Source organism: Acidimicrobiales bacterium (assembly GCA_035630295.1).
Classification (GTDB): Bacteria; Actinomycetota; Acidimicrobiia; order Acidimicrobiales; family Iamiaceae; genus Iamia.
This window is the reverse complement of sequence record DASQKY010000008.1, coordinates 37,850-55,179: the sequence shown is the minus strand read 5'-3', so window position 1 is coordinate 55,179 and position 17,330 is coordinate 37,850. Positions and strand designations below refer to the sequence as shown.

14 protein-coding genes and 1 tRNA gene are annotated in these 17,330 nt (G+C 76.4%); 6 read left to right on the top strand and 9 right to left on the bottom strand.

Annotation, left to right across the window (positions count from 1 at the left end; translation table 11 throughout):
* Nucleotides 1–386: 386 nt before the first annotated feature.
* The 6 genes from VEW93_02825 to VEW93_02800 all read right to left on the bottom strand — a co-directional run bounded on the left by VEW93_02825 (nucleotide 387) and on the right by VEW93_02800 (nucleotide 6,173).
* On the bottom strand, nucleotides 387–1,331 hold the full coding sequence (locus VEW93_02825; protein ID HYI60719.1) for a sigma-70 family RNA polymerase sigma factor: 945 nt from the start codon (nucleotides 1,329–1,331) through the stop codon (nucleotides 387–389).
* A 268-nt stretch (nucleotides 1,332–1,599) separates the two neighbouring features.
* Nucleotides 1,600–2,232: a hypothetical protein gene (locus VEW93_02820; protein ID HYI60718.1), complete on the bottom strand. Its 633-nt coding sequence runs from the start codon at nucleotides 2,230–2,232 to the stop codon at nucleotides 1,600–1,602.
* 33 nt (nucleotides 2,233–2,265) lie between these two features.
* The gene (locus VEW93_02815) at nucleotides 2,266–3,162 is read right to left on the bottom strand and encodes an EamA family transporter (GenBank protein HYI60717.1); all 897 of its coding nucleotides are present in this window, start codon (nucleotides 3,160–3,162) and stop codon (nucleotides 2,266–2,268) included.
* Entirely contained in the window at nucleotides 3,159–4,049 is an 891-nt protein-coding gene (gene hisG, locus VEW93_02810; GenBank protein ID HYI60716.1) for an ATP phosphoribosyltransferase, read from the bottom strand. The genes VEW93_02815 and hisG overlap by 4 nt, the downstream gene beginning before the upstream one ends.
* Before the next feature lie 124 nt (nucleotides 4,050–4,173).
* Complete coding sequence (locus VEW93_02805) at nucleotides 4,174–4,437, bottom strand: phosphoribosyl-ATP diphosphatase (protein ID HYI60715.1); 264 nt, start codon at nucleotides 4,435–4,437, stop codon at nucleotides 4,174–4,176.
* Nucleotides 4,438–4,442: 5 nt separating this feature from the next.
* Nucleotides 4,443–6,173 carry an NAD+ synthase gene (locus VEW93_02800; GenBank protein ID HYI60714.1) on the bottom strand — a complete coding sequence of 577 codons (1,731 nt, stop codon included), beginning with the start codon at nucleotides 6,171–6,173 and terminating at the stop codon, nucleotides 4,443–4,445.
* 92 nt (nucleotides 6,174–6,265) lie between these two features.
* Here VEW93_02800 and VEW93_02795 point away from each other — a divergent pair, with 92 nt between their 5' ends.
* Nucleotides 6,266–7,195 carry a cation diffusion facilitator family transporter gene (locus tag VEW93_02795; protein ID HYI60713.1) on the top strand — a complete coding sequence of 310 codons (930 nt, stop codon included), beginning with the start codon at nucleotides 6,266–6,268 and terminating at the stop codon, nucleotides 7,193–7,195.
* A gap of 38 nt (nucleotides 7,196–7,233) precedes the next feature.
* On the top strand, nucleotides 7,234–9,903 hold the full coding sequence (locus VEW93_02790; protein ID HYI60712.1) for a bifunctional [glutamine synthetase] adenylyltransferase/[glutamine synthetase]-adenylyl-L-tyrosine phosphorylase: 2,670 nt from the start codon (nucleotides 7,234–7,236) through the stop codon (nucleotides 9,901–9,903).
* 25 nt (nucleotides 9,904–9,928) lie between these two features.
* Here VEW93_02790 and VEW93_02785 read toward each other — a convergent pair whose 3' ends face one another.
* Entirely contained in the window at nucleotides 9,929–10,408 is a 480-nt protein-coding gene (locus VEW93_02785) for a hypothetical protein (GenBank protein ID HYI60711.1), read from the bottom strand.
* A gap of 76 nt (nucleotides 10,409–10,484) precedes the next feature.
* Here VEW93_02785 and VEW93_02780 point away from each other — a divergent pair, with 76 nt between their 5' ends.
* The 3 genes from VEW93_02780 to VEW93_02770 all read left to right on the top strand — a co-directional run bounded on the left by VEW93_02780 (nucleotide 10,485) and on the right by VEW93_02770 (nucleotide 15,197).
* On the top strand, nucleotides 10,485–12,326 hold the full coding sequence (locus VEW93_02780; protein HYI60710.1) for a carboxyl transferase domain-containing protein: 1,842 nt from the start codon (nucleotides 10,485–10,487) through the stop codon (nucleotides 12,324–12,326).
* Nucleotides 12,327–12,420: 94 nt separating this feature from the next.
* Entirely contained in the window at nucleotides 12,421–14,262 is a 1,842-nt protein-coding gene (locus VEW93_02775) for a hypothetical protein (protein ID HYI60709.1), read from the top strand.
* 44 nt (nucleotides 14,263–14,306) lie between these two features.
* Entirely contained in the window at nucleotides 14,307–15,197 is an 891-nt protein-coding gene (locus VEW93_02770; GenBank protein HYI60708.1) for an aminoglycoside phosphotransferase family protein, read from the top strand.
* Nucleotides 15,198–15,226: 29 nt separating this feature from the next.
* Here the strand turns inward: VEW93_02770 and lysA are convergent, their stop codons facing one another.
* Together lysA and VEW93_02760 are read right to left on the bottom strand one after the other, a co-directional pair.
* Nucleotides 15,227–16,552 carry a diaminopimelate decarboxylase gene (gene lysA, locus VEW93_02765; protein ID HYI60707.1) on the bottom strand — a complete coding sequence of 442 codons (1,326 nt, stop codon included), beginning with the start codon at nucleotides 16,550–16,552 and terminating at the stop codon, nucleotides 15,227–15,229.
* A gap of 2 nt (nucleotides 16,553–16,554) precedes the next feature.
* Entirely contained in the window at nucleotides 16,555–16,950 is a 396-nt protein-coding gene (locus tag VEW93_02760) for a response regulator (protein HYI60706.1), read from the bottom strand.
* 145 nt (nucleotides 16,951–17,095) lie between these two features.
* Here VEW93_02760 and VEW93_02755 point away from each other — a divergent pair.
* Nucleotides 17,096–17,167 (top strand) — tRNA-Arg (locus VEW93_02755).
* The last annotated feature ends 163 nt before the right edge of the window (nucleotides 17,168–17,330 follow it).

Genomic DNA, 17,330 nt, shown 5'->3' with positions numbered 1-17,330 from the left:
GACGGCGACCCGCACCCCGGCCTCCGCGAGGTCGCCACCCTGGAAGAACCAAGAGGAACCGTGAAGATCTACGCCCTCGACGCCCCACCCCCCCAGACCACCGAGCCAGACCGCCCCCTGGGCTACGTCGGCGACTGAGCGCGCAGACCGCTTCGCTGACACGCCAACAGGTTGGAGCCGCCCACTGACGTGGAGCGGCGGGAGTCGGCGGAGGGGGTGCGGGAGGGGGAACGCTGCGCGTGCCCCCTCGCCTCGGACCCGATCCCACTTGCTTGGTCGGGTCCGGCAGTGGGCGCGGCCGGGAGGCCGCTTCCATCACGAGCGCAGCCGTCGCCAGACGGCGAAGCGAGCACTCGGTTCGGAACCTCCGGTTCCGAACCGAAGAACTAGACCGCGAGCAGGTCCCGCGCGCCGGTATCGGAGGACGGGTGGCGCAGCTTGGACATCGCCCGGGCCTCGATCTGGCGGATGCGCTCCCGGGTGAGGTTGAAGTGCTCGCCGACCTCTTCGAGGGTGCGGGGCTCGCCACGGTCGAGGCCGAAGCGGAGCTTGAGGATCTCGCGCTCGCGCTCGTCGAGCGGGGCGAGCAGCCGGGAGATCTCCTCGGGCAGCAGGGCGGTGGCGGCCACCTCGAACGGGGACTCGGCGGAGCGGTCCTCGACGACGTCGCCCAGCTCGGCGTCGCCGTCCTCCCGAAGGGGCTCGGACAGCGACAGCGGCTCGGCGGCGAAGCGGAGCGCCTCGGTCACCTTGTCCTCAGGCATCTCGACCTCGGCCGACAGCTCGGCGAGGGTGGCGGGCCGACCGAGCTTGAGCTCGAGGCGGGCCCGGGCCTTCTGGAGGCGGGCCAGGGTGTCACCGGCGTGGACGGGCAAGCGGATCGTGCGGCCGGTGTTGGCGATGCCGCGGGTGATCGCCTGACGGATCCACCAGGTGGCGTAGGTGGAGAACTTGAAGCCCTTGCGCCAGTCGAACTTCTCGACGGCGTGCATCAGGCCCAGGTTCCCCTCCTGGATCAGGTCGAGGAGGGGGAGGCCGGAGGCCTGGTACTTCTTGGCGATGGAGACGACCAGGCGCAGGTTCGACTGCACGAACGTGCGCTCGGCCTGCTCGCCGTCACGGGCGGTGCGGCGCAGCTCGCGCTTGCGCGCCGGCGTGACCTTCTCTCCCGACTCCAGCGCGGTGCGGGCTTCGGCACCCGCTTCGATCGCCTGGGCCAGGCGTACCTCGTCGTCCTTCGTGAGCAGCGGGTACTGCCCGATATCGGTGAGGTAGAGGCGGACCAGGTCCTCCTCATCGCGCTCGACGCGCTCCTTGGCCAAGGTGATCATTCCTCTAGTGCTGTGGCCGTTGGGCCGAGACGACGTACGGCGGTGGGTGTGCGCCTCCGACGCGCCCGCGCCCGGATCCGTTCCGGGCCTGACGCGGGGGACGTGCGCACAGCACCGGCCACTTGGTTCTGGTTCACGATACCGGGACGGTCAATACCCTTCCCACCCGGGGATCACCCCCGCGTTGCCGTCCACATCGGCCACCTGACGTGGTCAGATGAGGTTTCGGGCCATCTGACGTGGTGCATGTCACGCGTCGTGTCACCCGTCACACGGGATCGGCGGGTGAGGGCAGGGCGCCTGGACCCACGGGGACCAGGCCTCCGGCGGCCACCAGGGCCCCCTCCACCACCCCCACGTGGTGGCCGGCGCGGCGGGCCCCATCGTCAGCGACTGCCACATGCGCCTGCACCAGCGCCTCGCCCTCCTCCCCGAGCTCGCCCACGTCGCCCCGGGCCCGGCGCACGGCCCGGACCAGGGCCCGGCCCGTGCCTTCCCCCGGCTCCGCCACCAGGGCGGCCCAGGCCACCAGCAGCCGGGGGACGAGCACCCGGTGCACGCCGGCCAACCGGTCGAGGGTGGCCTCGGGGGCAGCCAGGGCCTCCACCACCCGGGGCGCGGCCGCCGACGGGGCGACCACCCAGGCCCGCGCCTCGATCGGCGACGGCCGGGCCAGGTGGGCGGCCAGCTGGTCCGCCACCTCGCCCAGCACCCGCGACAGCTCGGCCAGGTGAGCCCGGGCGGGGGCCTCGGGCACCGACGGCACCCACGCCCCGACGACCGCGAACAGCTCCTCGCACCACCACAGCGAGGCGCCGAGGTGCGCGCTGGTGGCCACCGCCCCCACCGGAGCCGGCGCCGGACGGGGGCCGGGGGACGACGGCGGGGGGTCGGCAACCATGGCCGCGCAGCGTAGGGCGACCAGCGCCGCCGGTCACCCGTGGACGGTGGGCTCCAGCGCCGGGTCGTCGACCACCGCACCGGTGAGCAGCGGGACGATCTCCACCAGGAGGATGGCGCCCAGGATCAGGGCCACCCCGCCCAGCCCCCGCCACCCCAGGTCCTCGCCGGTGGCCGCCCCCAGGAGGCCGGCCGACACCGGCTCGACCAGGAGGATCAGGGCGGCCCGGGAGCTGGGCACGGTCCGCTGGCCGGCGACCATGCAGAAGAAGGCCACGGCGGTGGCGAACACCCCGGTGAAGGCGGCCGCCCCCCACGCCCCGGCGCCCATGGCGAACCCGCCGAGCAGGGCGCCGGGCACCGCGCACGTCACCCCGACGGTCAGCACCTGGACGAAGGTGAAGCGCACGGGGTCGAACCGCTCGGCCCCCCGCCCCACCGCCACCAGGTGGGCGGCGAAGCCCACCGCGCAGCCGATGGTCAGGACCTCGCCCCAGTCGAAGGGGTCCCCGCCGCTGCCGGAGAGGAGGCAGAGGCCGGCCACCGCCAGCCCCACGCCGGCCACGGTCCGGCCCTCGGGCCGCCGCCGCTCCAGCCCCGCCACCATCACCGGCACCAGCACCACCAGCAGGTAGGTGATGAAGGCCGAGGTCGAGGTGGTGGTGGAGCGCAGGCCGAAGGTCTGCAGCAGGTAGCCGCCGGACAGGAAGAGCCCGGCCACCACCCCCAGGCGGACCTCGGCCCGGCCCGAGGAGCGGCGACGGAGGGCGAAGGGGGCCAGCACCGCCGCCGCGATCAGGAAGCGGGCACCCAGGAACGGGGTGGGCTCGGCCTCCTCGACCGCCCGCTGCACGACCAGGAAGGTGCTGCCGAAGAGGATCCCGGCCAGGGCCAGGGCAGCGGTGCCCAGGCCGGCGCGGGAGGGGCTCACAGCCGGGCGCTGCGCAGGTCGCTGGCCAGGATGGCCTTCGCCCCCAGGTCGGCCAGGGCGTCGATGACGTGGTTCATGTCGCCCTTGGGCACGAGGGCCCGGACCGCCACCCAGGCCTCGTCGCGGAGCGGGGCGATGGTGGGCGACTCCAGTCCCGGGGTGAGGGCCACGGCCTCCTCCACCAGGTGGCGAGGGCAGTCGTAGTCGACCATGACGTACTGCTGGGCCACGGCCACGCCCTCCAACCGGCGCAGGAGCTGGCGGCGGGCCCCGGCCCGCCCGTCGTCCTCGGGCCCGGGGGCGGGGCCGCCGGCCCGGTCGGGGTCGCGCTCGACGGCCACCGCCTCGGAGGTGCACAGCACGTCACCGAAGGCGACCAGGCCGTGGGCGGCCAGCGTGCGCCCCGTGCCCACCACGTCGGCCACGGCGTCGGCCACACCCAGCTCGACGGAGATCTCCACCGCGCCGTCGAGCCGCACGATGGTGGCCTCGATGCCCCGGCCGGCCAGGTCGGCGGACACCAGGCCGGCGTACGAGGTGGCGATCCGCCGGCCGGCCAGGTCGGCCATGGTCCACGGCGCCCCACCCGGGCCCGGGGGGGCGGCGTAGCGGAACCGCGACCCGCCGATGCCCAGGCTCAGCACCTCCCGCACCGGGGCCCCGGAGTCGAGGGCCAGGTCCCGGCCGGTGACGCCGAGGTCTACGTCGCCCGAGCCGACGTAGACGGCCACGTCCCGGGGGCGGAGGAAGTAGAACCGCACCGCGTTGCCGGGGTCGACGACGGTCAGGTCGCGCCCGTCGGGGCGGCTGCGGTAGCCGGCCTCCGCCAGCATGGTGGTCACGCCCTCGGAGAGCGCGCCCTTGTTGGGCAGGGCGACGGTGAGCATGGGACCTCGGGTCGCAGGGGTCGAGCGGTGGGTGGCCGGAGCCGCCCCGGAGTCTGGTCGGCCGGTCGGCCGGCGCCCAGCCGGCCGACCGGGGGCCGGGCGCGACCCCCCGGGGACGGCCGGGTCAGAGGTGGCGGTAGACGTCGGCCGGGGTGAGGCCCCGAGCCACCATCACCACCTGGAGGCGGTAGAGCAGCTGGGAGATCTCCAGCGCCAGGTGCTCGTCGTCCTCGTGCTCGGCGGCCAGCCACACCTCGCCGGCCTCCTCCAGCACCTTCTTGCCCATGGCGTGGACGCCGGCGTCGAGGGCCTCGACGGTGGCCGAGCCCTCGGGCCGCTCGGCGGCCCGGGACCGCAACGTGTCGTACAGCTCGTCGAAGGTGGCCACCGCCCTCAGCCCCGGAAGCCGTTGGTGATGGGGAGGCGGCGGTCCTTGCCGAAGGCCTTGTCGGTGACCCGGGGGCCGGGGGGCGACTGGCGACGCTTGTACTCGGCCGTGTCGACCAGCCGGGCCACGCGGGCCACCACCTCCGGGTCGTGGCCGGCGGCCACGATCTCGGCCGCGGTGCGGTCCAGGGCCACGTACGCGTGGAGGATCGGGTCGAGCACCTCGTACGCCGGCAGGCTCTGGTCGTCGCGCTGGTCGGGGCGCAGCTCGGCCGACGGCGCCTTGGTCAGCACGCTCTCGGGGATGAGGTCGTGCCCGGCCCGCTGGTTGCGGCGCCGGCACAGGGCGAAGACCCGGGTCTTGAGCACGTCCTTGATCACCGCGTAGCCCCCGACGGTGTCGCCGTAGAGGGTGGCGTAGCCGACGGCGGCCTCGCTCTTGTTGCCGGTGGAGAGGACGAGCCACCCCAGCTTGTTGGACAGCGCCATCAGGACCTGGCCCCGGATGCGGCTCTGCAGGTTCTCCTCGGCCAGGTCCGGCTCCCGGCCCGCGAACGACGGGGCCAGCATGTCGAGCAGGGCGGTGTGGGCCGGCTCGATGGCCACGGTGCGGTGGTCCACGCCCAGGGCGGCGGCCAGCTTCTCGGCGTCGGAGACCGAGTGGTCGCTGGAGTAGCGGGACGGCATGGCCACGGTGTGGACCCGCTCGGGGCCCAGGGCGTCGGCGGCGATCACGGCCACGATGGACGAGTCGATCCCGCCCGACAGCCCGATCACCACGTCGGTGAAGCCGTTCTTCTCCACGTAGGCCCGGGTGCCCGCCACCAGCGCCTCCCACACCTCGTCGTCGGGGTGGAGGGGGGCGGCCACGGTCGGGGCCGCCACCGGCGGGTGGGGCTCGGGCTCGCCCGCCACCACCGGCACGGGGGCGACGTCCACCACCGGGAGCTGGTCGTCGACCGGCCGGCCCCGGGGGTCGAGCAGGCGCTTGCGGTAGACCGAGCCGATCTCCACGTCGACCACCATCACGTCCTCGACGAACTGGGGCGAGCGGGCCAGGAGGGTGCCGTCGGGGGCGAAGGCCATGGACCCCCCGTCGAAGACCAGCTCGTCCTGGCCGCCCACCTGGTTGACGTAGAGCAGAGCGGTGCTGGCATCGGCGGCCCGGGTGGCCAGCATGCGCTCCCGGCGAGCCAGCTTCCCCTCGGCGTAGGGCGAGGCGTTGATGTTGACGACGATCTCGGCCCCGCTGTCGGCCTGGTCGGCGATGGGACCGGCCGGGTTCCAGGCGTCCTCGCACACCGACACGCCGACCGGCACACCCCGCACGGCGTAGAGGGCCTCGGGCTCGCGGCCCCGGGCGAAGTAGCGCAGCTCGTCGAACACGGCGTAGTTGGGCAGCTCGCACTTGCGGTAGGTGCCCCGCACCTCCCCGCCGGCGCACACGGCCGCGGCGTTGTGGAGGTCGCGGGCGTGCTCGACGAAGCCGACGACGGCCACGCAGTCGGTGGTCTGGGCCGCCACCGCCCGCAGGGCCTCCACGTTGGCGGCCACGAAGCCGGGCTTCAGCAGGAGGTCCTCGGGCGGGTAGCCGGTGACGGCCAGCTCGGGGAAGGCGGCGACATCGGCCCCGGCCTCGACCGCCTCCCGGTAGGCGGCCAGGATGCGCTCGACGTTGCCGTCCAGGTCGCCGACGCGGGTGTCGATCTGGCAGGCAGCGATGCGCAGGCGGGCCACCGGGCCAGCGTACCGACCGGCTCCGGCCGGCCCGGGCGGTTGCCTTTCGACCGACATATGCGTACCTTCGCATGTGTGACGAGGGTGCCGGTGTGAGCCACGACCACGGGAACGGGGCCGCCCCGACCCGGGCCGGGTCCCGCCACGCCGGGCGCCTGCTGGCCAGCTTCGCCCTGGTCGCCGCGTTCTTCGTGGTCGAGGTGGTGGCCGGCGTGGCCACCGGCTCCCTCGCCCTCCTCTCCGACGCCGGCCACATGCTGGCCGACGTGGTGGGCCTGGGCCTGGCCCTGGCCGCCATCCACCTGGCCTCCCGCCACGAGGGCCGGCGCCGCCACGCCGCCCAGCGCCGCCACACCTTCGGCCTCTACCGGCTGGAGATCCTGGCCGCCTTCGTCAACGCCCTGCTCCTCTTCGGGGTGGCGGGCTACGTGCTGGTCGAGGCCGTCCGCCGCCTGGGCGACCCGCCCGAGGTGGTGGGGGCGCCCATGCTGGTGGTCGCCGTGCTCGGCCTGGCCGTCAACCTGGTCGCCTTCGCCCTCCTGCGGGAGGGGGCCCGGGAGAGCCTCAACGTCGAGGCCGCCTACGTGGAGGTGGTGGCCGACACGCTGGGGTCGGTGGGCGTGATCGTGGCCGGGGTGCTGCTCCAGGTGTTCGGGTGGACGTGGGCCGACCCGGTGATCGGCGCCGCCATCGGGTTGTGGATCCTGCCCCGCACGTTCCGCCTCGGCCGCCGGGCCGTGCGGGTGCTGCTGCAGTCGGCCCCGTTGGGCTTCGACGTGGCCGCCCTGGAGCGGGAGCTCGGGGGCGTGCCCGGCGTGGTCGACGTCCACGACCTCCACGTGTGGACCCTCACCTCGGAGATGGACGCCGCCTCGGCCCACCTGATGACCACGCCCGACGCCGACCCCCACCAGGTGCTGGACCGGGCCCGGGCCCTGCTCCACGACGGCTACGCCATCGACCACACCACCTTCCAGGTCGAGCCCGACAGCCACACCGGCTGCACCGAGGTCACCTGGTAGCTCGCCCCCGACCGGGGCCGCCGGGGCAGGATGCGGGGGTGGGTGCGTCCTCGCTCCGGGACCGGGTGGCCCGGTCGGCCGACCCGGAGCGGGCCAGGACGGTGGCGGACCGGCTCCGGGAGGCGCGACCCGGCGACCTCGAACGGCTCCTGGCCGACGACGACCTGGCCGAGGCGGTGGTGGCCGTGGCCGCCGGCAGCAGGTGGCTGGGACGGCTGGTGGTCACCGACCCCGCCGCCCTGGACGTGCTGGCCGCCCTGGACCGGCGGGTCCCGTTCGCCGCCTCCGACCCCGGCGGGCTGGCCCGGTGGCGCCACCACGAGCACCTGCGCCTGGCGGCGCGGGACCTCACCGGCCGGGACCCGGTGGAGGCCACCATGGCCGGGGTCACGGCCATGGCCGCCACCGTGCTGGAGGGCGCCCTCGACCAGGCCGGGGCGGGCAGCCTGGCCGTCATCGGGATGGGCAAGGCCGGCGGGACCGAGCTCAACTACGCCTCGGACGTCGACGTGGTGCTGGTCGGGCCGACCGGTGGCCCGCCGGAGGCCGAGGCCGCCCGCCGGTTCCTCGACGTCGCCGGGGCCGCCCTGCGCATCGACCTCGACCTCCGGCCCGAGGGGCGGGACGGGCCCCTCGTCCGCTCCCTGGCCGGCTACCGGGCCCACTGGGAGCGATGGGCCGAGCCGTGGGAGCGCCAGGCCCTGCTCAAGGCCCAGCCCCTGGCTGGCGACCCGACCCTCGGGCAGGCCTTCGCGGCGGCCGCCGGCCAGGTGCTGTGGGACCGGCCCTTCGACGCCGAGGCCCTCCACCAGGTCCGGGCCCTCAAGGCCCGGGCCGAGCAGGCCGCCCTGGCCCGGCGGGGCGCGGCCGGGGAGATCAAGCGCTCGCCGGGCGGGATCCGCGACGTGGAGTTCGCGGCCCAGCTCCTCCAGCTGGTGCATGGCCCCCACGACCCGGCCCTGCGGGTCCGGGGCACGCTCCCGGCCCTGGCCGGGCTGGCCGCCGGCGGCTACGTGGCCGACGACGACGCCCGCTGGCTGGCGGCGTCGTACCGGTTCCTGCGCCGGGTCGAGCACGCCCTCCAGCTCGACGAGGACCGCCGGACCCACACGGTGCCGACCGGCCGGGCCGAGCGGGCCCGGGTGGCCCGGGTGCTGGGCCTGGCCGACCGGCCCCGCACGTCGGCCCTCGACGAGCTCGACCGCGAGCTGGGAGCCTGCCGGGCGACGGTGCGGGCCATCCACGAGCGGGTGTGGTTCCGGCCCCTGCTGGAGGCGTTCACCGGCGTGGGGGCCCCGCTGGCCCCCGAGGCGGCGGCCACCCGCCTCCGCGCCTTCGGGTTCGCCGACGCCGAGCGGACCCGTCAGGCGGTGACCGAGCTGACCCACGGCCTGACCCGCTCGTCGCGCCTCATGGCCCAGATGCTGCCCCTGGTGCTGGACTGGCTCTCCACATCGCCCGACCCCGACCGGGGGTTGCTGGGCCTGCGCCAGCTGGCGGCGGCCGACGCCCGCTCCCTGGCCGCCGCCTTCCGGGAGTCGCCGGTCACCGCGCACCGGGTGTGCACCCTGGCCGGCACCAGCCCGTCCCTGGTGCGGGAGCTGGCTCGGGCTCCCGACGCGCTGCCCACCGTGGGCCGGGCCGAGGCGCTGGCCGCCCTGCTGGCCGAGGACCCCGGCACCCGGGTGGCCCGGGCCATGGCCCTGCGGGCCGACGGCGACGGGGCCGGGCCGGCGGTGCTGCACCGCACCGTGCGGCGGGAGGTGTTGGCCGTGGCCGCCCACGACGTGCTCGACGACGCCCCGGTGGCCGTGGTGGGCCGGGCGCTGGCCACCGTGGCCCGGGCCGCGGTGGAGGCCGCCGTGGCCCTGGCCGCGCCCGAGGTGCCCTTCGCCGTCCTGGCCGCCGGGCGGCTGGCCGGCGGCGAGCTGGGCTACGCCTCGGACCTGGACCTGCTCTTCGTCCACGACGGGGAGGGCGAGGCGGCCACGGCCGAGGCGTCACGGGTGGCCGAGGCCGTCCGCCGGGCGCTGGTGGGCACCACGCCCGGGGAGCGCATCTACGACGTGGACCTCGACCTCCGCCCCGGGGGCCGGAGCGCGCCCCTGGCTCGCAGCCGGGCCAGCGTGGTGGCCCACCTGGAGCGGTGGGCCGAGCCCTGGGAGCGCCTGGCCCTGAGCCGGGCCCGGCCCCTGGCCGGCCACCACGACCTGGCGGCGCGGGTGCTGGCCGAGGTGGAGCCGGCGCTGTGGCGCCCCCTGGGCCCGGGCGACCTGCGGGCCATCCGGCGGGTGAAGGCCCGGGCCGAGGCCGAGCGCATCCCCGCCGGGGAGGACCCGACCTTCCACCTGAAGTTGGGGCCGGGGGCGCTGGCCGACGTGGAGCTGACGGTGGCCCTGCTGCTCCTGCGGCACGGTTGCCGGGAGGCGGGCACGGCCGCCGGCCTCGACCGCCTGCGGGCCGACGGCCTGCTCGACGAGGACGAGGCGGCCGCCCTCGGGACGGCCCACGACTTCTGCGAACGGGCGAGGAACCGCTGGACCCTGGTCGCCGGCCGGGGCCACGACGCGCTGCCCACCGGGGCGGCCCTCACCACCCTGGCCCGGTCCCTGGACACCACCGCCCCGGAGCTGCGCGACCGCTACCGGCGCCTCACCCGCCGGGCCCGCCAGGTGGTCGAGCGCCGGTTCTACGAGCAGCCGGCCTGACCGCCGGGCGGGCCACGGCCGCCGGTCAGGGGTGGGCTGTGACGGTGCCGGCGCCGGGGAGCACGCAGGTCACCACGGGGCCGGGCTGGGCCGCCGGGTCGGTGGTGCACTCCCACCCGTCGATGCTCACCAGGCGCCGGGGCCCGGACGGCGCGGTGGGGGGTTCGTGGTGGTAGATGTCGACCAGCGCCTCGGCGTCGCCGCAGTCGCCGCCGCCCGAGAGGATCACCACCGAGAGGTCGGTGCCGTCGGGGGCGGTGACGGTCCCGCAGGGCCGCGGCCCGGGCGGGTCCGGCGCGGTGCTGGACGTGGCACGGGTCTGGCTGGGGGGCGGGCGCTCGACGGTCGAGGTGGAGGTCTCCGTCGGGTCGGCGGAGGCCGTGGGTGGTGCGGGCGCCCCCGTCGTGTCGGCCACGACGTCGGGACCTTGGCCGTCACCGCAGGCGGCGAGGGCCAGGAGGAGCAGCGGGAGCAGGGCGGCCGGACCGAGGTGACGGGTCGGCATGGGGCCAAACCCTACCGAGGCCCGCCCGACCTCGCCCCGCGGCCCGCCCCGCGGGGGCGTGGCATCCTCGGCGGCCATGAGCGCCCCCGCCGACCTCGCCGTGCCGTCGCCCCTGCAGGGCGTGGTGGTGGAGGTCCGGGCCGCGCCGGGCGACGTGGTGGCCGCCGGCCAGGTGGTGGCCGTGGTCGAGTCGATGAAGATGCACCACGAGGTGGCCGCGGCCCGGGGCGGCACGGTGACGGCGGTGGTCGTGGCCGCCGGCGACCAGGTCGACGCCGGCCAGCCGGTGGTCGTGCTGGGTGAGATCCCCGCCGGCGCGACCGGCGGGTCGGGGCCGGCCGCCGGTCCGGACCCGGTCGACCTCGACGCACCCCGGCCCGACCTGGAGGAGGTTCGGGCCCGGCACGCCGCCGGCCTGGACGCCGGGCGCCCGGAGGCGGTGGCCCGCCGCCACGCCGGGGGCCGGCGGACGGCCCGGGAGAACATCGACGACCTGGTCGACGGCGGCTCCTTCGTCGAGTACGGCCCGCTGGTGATCGCGGCCCAGCGCCGGCGCCGCTCGCTGGAGGACCTCATGGCCCGCACCCCGGCCGACGGACTGGTGGGCGGGGTGGCCACCGTCAACGCCGCCGCCGTGGGCGCCGAGCGGGCCCGGGCCGTGGTCGCCTCCTACGACTACACGGTGCTGGCCGGCACCCAGGGCTTCCAGAACCACCGCAAGAAGGACCGGCTCTTCGAGCTGGCCGCGGCCCAGCACCTTCCGGTGGTGCTCTTCGCCGAGGGCGGGGGCGGCCGGCCGGGGGACACCGACACCACCACCGTCTCGGGGCTGGACTGCCTGGCCTTCCACCTCTTCGCCCGCCTGTCGGGGACGGTGCCGCTGGTCGGCATCGCCTCCGGCCGCTGCTTCGCCGGCAACGCCGCCCTGCTGGGGTGCTGCGACGTGGTCATCGCCAGCGGCGATGCCACCATCGGGATGGGCGGCCCGGCCATGGTCGAGGGGGGCGGCCTGGGGACCTTCCCCCCCGAGGCCATCGGCCCCGTCGCCGTGCAGGCGGCCAACGGCGTGGTCGACGTGGTGGTGGCCGACGACGCCGAGGCGGTGGCCGTGGCCCGCCGCTACCTGTCCTACTTCCAGGGCCCGGTGGAGGGGTGGACGGCGCCCGATGCCCGCCGCCTGCGCCACCTGGTGCCGCAGGACCGGTTGCGGGTCTACGACGTGCGGGCGGTGCTCGACGGCCTGGCCGACGAGGGGTCGGTGCTGGAGCTGCGGGCCGGCTTCGCCCCCGGGGCGGTCACCGCCCTGGCCCGGGTGGAGGGCCGGGCCCTGGGCCTGGTGGCCAACGACCCCCGCCACCTGGGCGGGGCCATCGACAGCGACGCGGCCGACAAGGCCGCTCGGTTCCTCCAGCTGTGCGACGCCCACGGCCTGCCGGTGCTGTTCCTGTGCGACACCCCCGGCTTCATGGTCGGGCCCGACTCCGAGGCCACCGGCGCCGTCCGCCACGTGAGCCGCATGTTCGTCACCGGGGCCAACCTGTCGGTGCCGTGCGCCACCGTGATCCTCCGCAAGGCCTACGGGCTGGGGGCCCAGGCCATGGCGGCCGGGAGCTTCAAGGCCCCGGTGTTCGTGGTGGCCTGGCCCACCGGCGAGCTGGGTGGGATGGGCCTGGAGGGGGCGGTCCGGCTGGGCTTCCGGGCCGAGCTGGAGGCCGAGCCCGATCCCGAGGCCCGCCAGCGCCTGTTCGAGCAGATGGTGACGGCCGCCTACGAGCACGGGAAGGCCACCAACGTGGCCGCCCAGTTCGAGATCGACGACGTGATCGACCCGGCCGACACCCGCCACTGGATCACCACCGCTCTCCTGGCCGCGCCCGTCGGCCCCGCCCCCCGGCGACCCCACGTGGACACCTGGTAGGGCGCGGGCTCGGGCGTGTGACCTCCCGTTACCTTGGGTAACACATTGGCCGTCCCCGGCGCCGCTCGCCCCCGCAACTGACCGAGGAGTCACCGTGGCCCTCCCCCTCGTCCTCGCCGCCGAGCCCTCGGCCGGCGGTGCCCCGGTGGGCGAGGTGGCCGCGGCCTCGGCCGTGGCCCTGGCGTCGGTGGCGGCGGTGGTCGCCCTGGGCGTGGCCCACCGCCGGCGGGGCCTCCTCGACCCACTGGTCCAGGTGGTCGAGGAACGCACCGGCCGCCCCGCCTGGGCCATGCTCCCGGTGCCCCTGGTCCTCCTCAGCCTGGCCGTGGCGGTGTGGGGCTACTACTGGGACGTCTCCTGGCACATCGACCGGGGCCGGGACGAGGGTGCCTTCGCCAACCCGGCCCACTGGTTCATCATCGTGGGCCTGGACGGCATCGCCTTCGCCGCCCTGCTGGCCATGGTGCTGGGCGACGGGCGCAGCCGGGCCTCGGTGCGGATCACCGATCGCTGGCGGGTGCCGGTCGGCGGGGTCATGCTCACCGCCTGCAGCCTGGTCGCCCTGGCCGGGTTCCCCCTCGACGACATCTGGCACCGCCTCTTCGGCCAGGACGTCACCGCCTGGGGCCCGACCCACATCCAGCTCATCGGCGGGGCGTCGCTGGCCACGCTGGGCTGCTGGGCCCTGCTGATCGAGGGCGAGCGCTGCGCGGCGGAGCCCACGGCCCGCCTCGGGGCGTGGATCACCCGGAGCCACGACGTCCTGCTGGCCGGGGCCTTCCTGGTCGGCCTGTCGACGCTCCAGGTGGAGTTCGACTACGGCGTGCCCCAGTTCCGGATGCTGTACCACCCGGTGCTGCTGGCCCTCGGCGGCGCGATCGCCCTGGTCGCGGCCCGCCTCCGCCTGGGCCGGGGCGGGGCCCTGCTGGCCGTGGCCGTCTTCCTGGCCATCCGGGGCGCCCTCAGCCTCGGTGTCGAGCTCTCGGGGCGGAGCACGTTCCACCTGCCCCTGTACCTGGGGGCGGCGCTGGTGGTGGAGCTGGCCGTGGCCCGGGTCGGGCGCCACCGCCAGCTCACCGCCGGGGCGGTGGCGGGCCTGGCCGTCGGCACCGTCGGCGTGGCCTGCGAGGCCCTGTGGAGCCAGGTGGCCATGCCCCTGCCGTGGAACCGGGCGCTCCTGCCCGAGGCCGTGGCCCTGTGCGTGGTGGCCGGCGTGGCCGGGGGCCTGATGGGCGGCTTCGTGGGCCGGGCCCTGGCCCCCGGCGACGTGGCCCGCCAGGCCGCGCCCCGCTGGGTCGGTCCGGTGGCGTGGGCCGGCGCGCTGGGTGTCGTGGCCCTGTGCCTGCCCATCGGCGCGCCCCGGAGCTGGTCGGCGGACGTGGAGGTCGCGCCGGCCGCCACCGTGGCCGGCGTGGCCCGGGCCGACCTGGTGGTGACCCCGTCGGCCGGCGGTGCGGCCCGGGCCGCGGCCGACGGCGTGACCTTCCACGTCCTGTCGTGGCAGGGGGCCGGTGACGACGAGCCCGGCGGCTCGGCCCTGGTCGACCTGGTCCCCGCCGGCGACGGCCGGTACCGGACGGCCGAGCCGGTGCCGGTGTCCGGGTCGGCCAAGACCCTGATCCGGTTGCAGACGGCCGGCGACATGGTCTCGGCCCCGGTGTACCTGGCCGGGGACGAGGCGCTCGGCCTCGACCCCGTGCCGGCCCGGGACGGCACCGTCACCTTCGTGGCCGACAAGCAGGTGCTCCAGCGCGAGGCCCGCACCGACCGGGTCGGGTTGGAGCGGGCCGCCTACGCCGTCCTGGCCGGCCTGGTCGCGGTGTGGCTGGTCGCCCTGTCCTGGGGCCTGGGCCGACTGGACCCGGGCCGGGCCCCCGGTCGACCCGGGCCGGCCCCGGCTCCCCACCGGCGCCGCTCCCCCGCCGCCGCCGGCTGAGGGGCCCGGCCAGGTCCGACCCACCGGGGCCGTAGCCTGCGGCCATGTCCCCCCAGCCCCGACCGGCGGCCGAGGTGGACATCGACGTCGCCGTGGTGCGGGACCTGCTGGCCGAGCAGCGCCCCGACCTGGTCGACCGCCCGCTGGTGGAGCTGGCCTCGGGCTGGGACAACGTGATGGTGCGGGTCGGCGACGACCTGGTGGCCCGGCTGCCCCGCCGGGAGGCGGCCGTGGCCCTGGTCCACCACGAGCAGCGGTGGCTGCCCGCCCTGGCCCCCCGCCTGCCCCTGCCCGTGCCCGTGCCGGTGCACGCCGGCCGTCCCGGCCCGGGCTACCCGTGGCCGTGGAGCCTGGTGCCGTGGCAGCCGGGCGCATCGGCCATCGCCGCCCCGCCCCAGGACCCCGCTCGGGCCGCCGAGGACCTGGGCCGCTTCCTGGCCGCCCTCCACCGGCCGGCGCCGGCCGACGCCCCGCCCAACCCGTACCGGGGCGTCCCCCTGGTCGAGCGGGCCGAGGCGGTGGCCCAGCGCCTGGCCCAGCTGGCCGCGGTGATCGACGCCCCAGCCCTGGCCCGCCGCTGGGAGGAGCTGGTGGCCACACCGGGGTGGGCCGGGCCACCGGTCTGGCTGCACGGGGACCTCCACCCCGGCAACCTCCTCGTCCACCGGGGGCGCCTCAGCGGCGTGGTCGACTTCGGTGACGTCACCTCGGGCGACCCGGCCACCGACCTGGCCGTGGCCTGGTCGTTGCTGCCGGCTGGTGCCCGCCCGGTGCTGCGGGCCGAAGCGGGGTACGCCGGCGACGACGCCACCTGGGACCGGGCCCGGGGCTGGGCCCTGGCCCTCGGCCTGGCCTACCTGGCCCACTCGGCCGATGCACCCGCCTACGGCACCCTCGGCCGCCGGGCCCTCACCGCCGTCCTGGCCGACGGCTGACGAGCCCGCCGGGGGCCCCTGCCGGACCGTCAGGCCACGTCGGTGGCCAGGAGGTCGTCGGGCGTCTCCCGCCGGACGACCAGGCGGGCGTGCCCGTCGGCCACGAACACCACCGCGGGCCGGAGGACCTTGTTGTAGTTGGAGCCCATCGAGTGGCCGTAGGCGCCGGTGACCGGCGTGGCCAGCACGTCGCCGACAGCCAGGCCGGCCGGGACCCGGGCGTCGCGGACGAGGAGGTCGCCGGACTCGCAGTGCTTGCCGACGATGGTCACCACCCGGGGCCGGGCCGCCCCCGGGTCCCGGGGGAGGAAGGCCTCGTAGCCGCTGCCGTAGAGGACGGGGCGGGGGTTGTCGCTCATGCCGCCGTCGACCGACACGTAGGTGCGGATGCCGGGGAGGTCCTTGACCGTGCCCACGGTGTAGAGCGTGAGGGCGGCGGCGGCGGCGATGGCCCGTCCCGGCTCGCCGGTGACCCGGGCGGTGATGCCGGCCTCGGCGCAGGCGGCCCGGACCGCCGCTCCCCACTCGGCGATGGAGGGGGCGGACTCGCCGGTGACGTAGGCGACGCCGATGCCCCCGCCGATGGACAGCTCGGGGAGGCCCAGGGCGTTGAACCAGGCGGCGACGGCGGCCACCGCGTCGTGGAAGAAACCGGCCACGAACACCTGGCTGCCGATGTGGAAGTGGATGCCGACCAGCTCCACCGAGGGCGAGGCCTGGGCCCGGGCCACCGCCTCGGCGGCGGCGCCGGAGGAGAGGGTGAAGCCGAACTTGGAGTCGTCCTGGCCGGTGCGGACGTACTCGTGGGTGTGGGCCTCGATGCCGGGCGTGACCCGCAGCAGCACCCGGGGCCGGGCCCCGTCGGCGGCGTGGAGCCGGTCGAGCCGGTCCAGCTCGTCGAAGGAGTCGACCACGATGCGGCCGATCCCGACGGTGCGGGCCGCCGAGAGCTCGAGGTCGGACTTGTTGTTGCCGTGCAGCACGAGGCGCTCCGCGGGGACCCCGGCGGCCAGGGCCACGTGCATCTCCCCGGCGGTGGCCACGTCCAGGTGCAGGCCCTCCTCGTGGGCCAGGCGGGCCATGGCCCGGCACAGGAAGGCCTTGGTGGCGTAGGCCACGCCGTCCCCGAAGGCGGCCAGCGCCTCCCGGCAGCGGGCCCGGAGGTGGGCCTCGTCGTAGACGAACAGCGGGGTGCCGAACCGCTCGGCCAGGTCCAGCAGCGAGCACCCGCCGACCCACAGCGTCCCGTCGGGGCCGACGGCCGCCGTGTCGGGGAGGAGGCCGGGGGCGATGGCCCCCGCACGATCGACGTCGCCCGGTGGGGCGCCTGAGCCGCCCTCCCCGCCCGTCGCCACGGTCAGGGGCTCCCGGCGCCGTCGGGCGCCCGGCCCTCGAGGACGGCCCGGATGCGCCCGATGAGGTCGTCGGGGTCGAACGGCTTGGTCACGTAGTCGGCGGCACCCGCGGCGAAGCCGGCGGCCATCTCGGCCGGCAGGGCCCGGGCCGAGAGGAGGACGACAGGGGTCCCCGCCGTCTCGGTGGCGGCGGCGATGTCGTCACACAGGTCGAGCCCGCTCCGACCCGGCATCATCACGTCACTGAGCACCAGGTCGGGCTGCTCCGACCGGGCCATCTCGACGGCCGTGACGGCATCGGTGGCTCGCAGGACCTGCCACCCCTCCATCTCGAGGGTGAGGGCCAGGAGGTCCAGGATCACCGGGTCGTCTTCGACGACGAGGATGGTGGGCGTCACGGCCGCGCATCCTAGGTGTGGTCCTGTCGTCGGCCGCCTCGCATCGGCCGGGACCCCGTTCCCCTCGCCGCCGGCGTGCCTCCGCCGGCACCCCGGTCAACGCCTTGGGGTCCTACCCGAGCCCGTTGCTACGCTGCGACACCCAGCCCTCGTAGCTCAGCGGATAGAGCATCGGCCTCCGGAGCCGTGTGCGGGCGTTCGAGTCGCCCCGAGGGCGCTCCACAGAACAGGCCCTGACCAGCGACAATCTCTCGCAGGTCAGGGCCTCGTGCGTTCTCCGCTCAGCGACCGCTGGAACCCCGCCAGAACCGCGCCCGGGGCGCGACCGGTGCGTGCGTGGGGACGATCACCGACCCTCGCCGGAGTCGATCGTTCGTCAT

What these genes read in the sequence shown, in the direction of transcription:
- VEW93_02770 (HYI60708.1), top strand. Translation starts at nt 14,307, where the DNA reads ATGTCCCCCCAGCCCCGACCGGCGGCCGAGGTGGACATCGACGTCGCC.
- VEW93_02785 (HYI60711.1), bottom strand. Translation starts at nt 10,408, where the DNA reads ATGCCGACCCGTCACCTCGGTCCGGCCGCCCTGCTCCCGCTGCTCCTC.
- VEW93_02820 (HYI60718.1), bottom strand. Translation starts at nt 2,232, where the DNA reads ATGGTTGCCGACCCCCCGCCGTCGTCCCCCGGCCCCCGTCCGGCGCCG.
- VEW93_02825 (HYI60719.1), bottom strand. Translation starts at nt 1,331, where the DNA reads ATGATCACCTTGGCCAAGGAGCGCGTCGAGCGCGATGAGGAGGACCTG.
- hisG (HYI60716.1), bottom strand. Translation starts at nt 4,049, where the DNA reads ATGCTCACCGTCGCCCTGCCCAACAAGGGCGCGCTCTCCGAGGGCGTG.
- VEW93_02780 (HYI60710.1), top strand. Translation starts at nt 10,485, where the DNA reads ATGAGCGCCCCCGCCGACCTCGCCGTGCCGTCGCCCCTGCAGGGCGTG.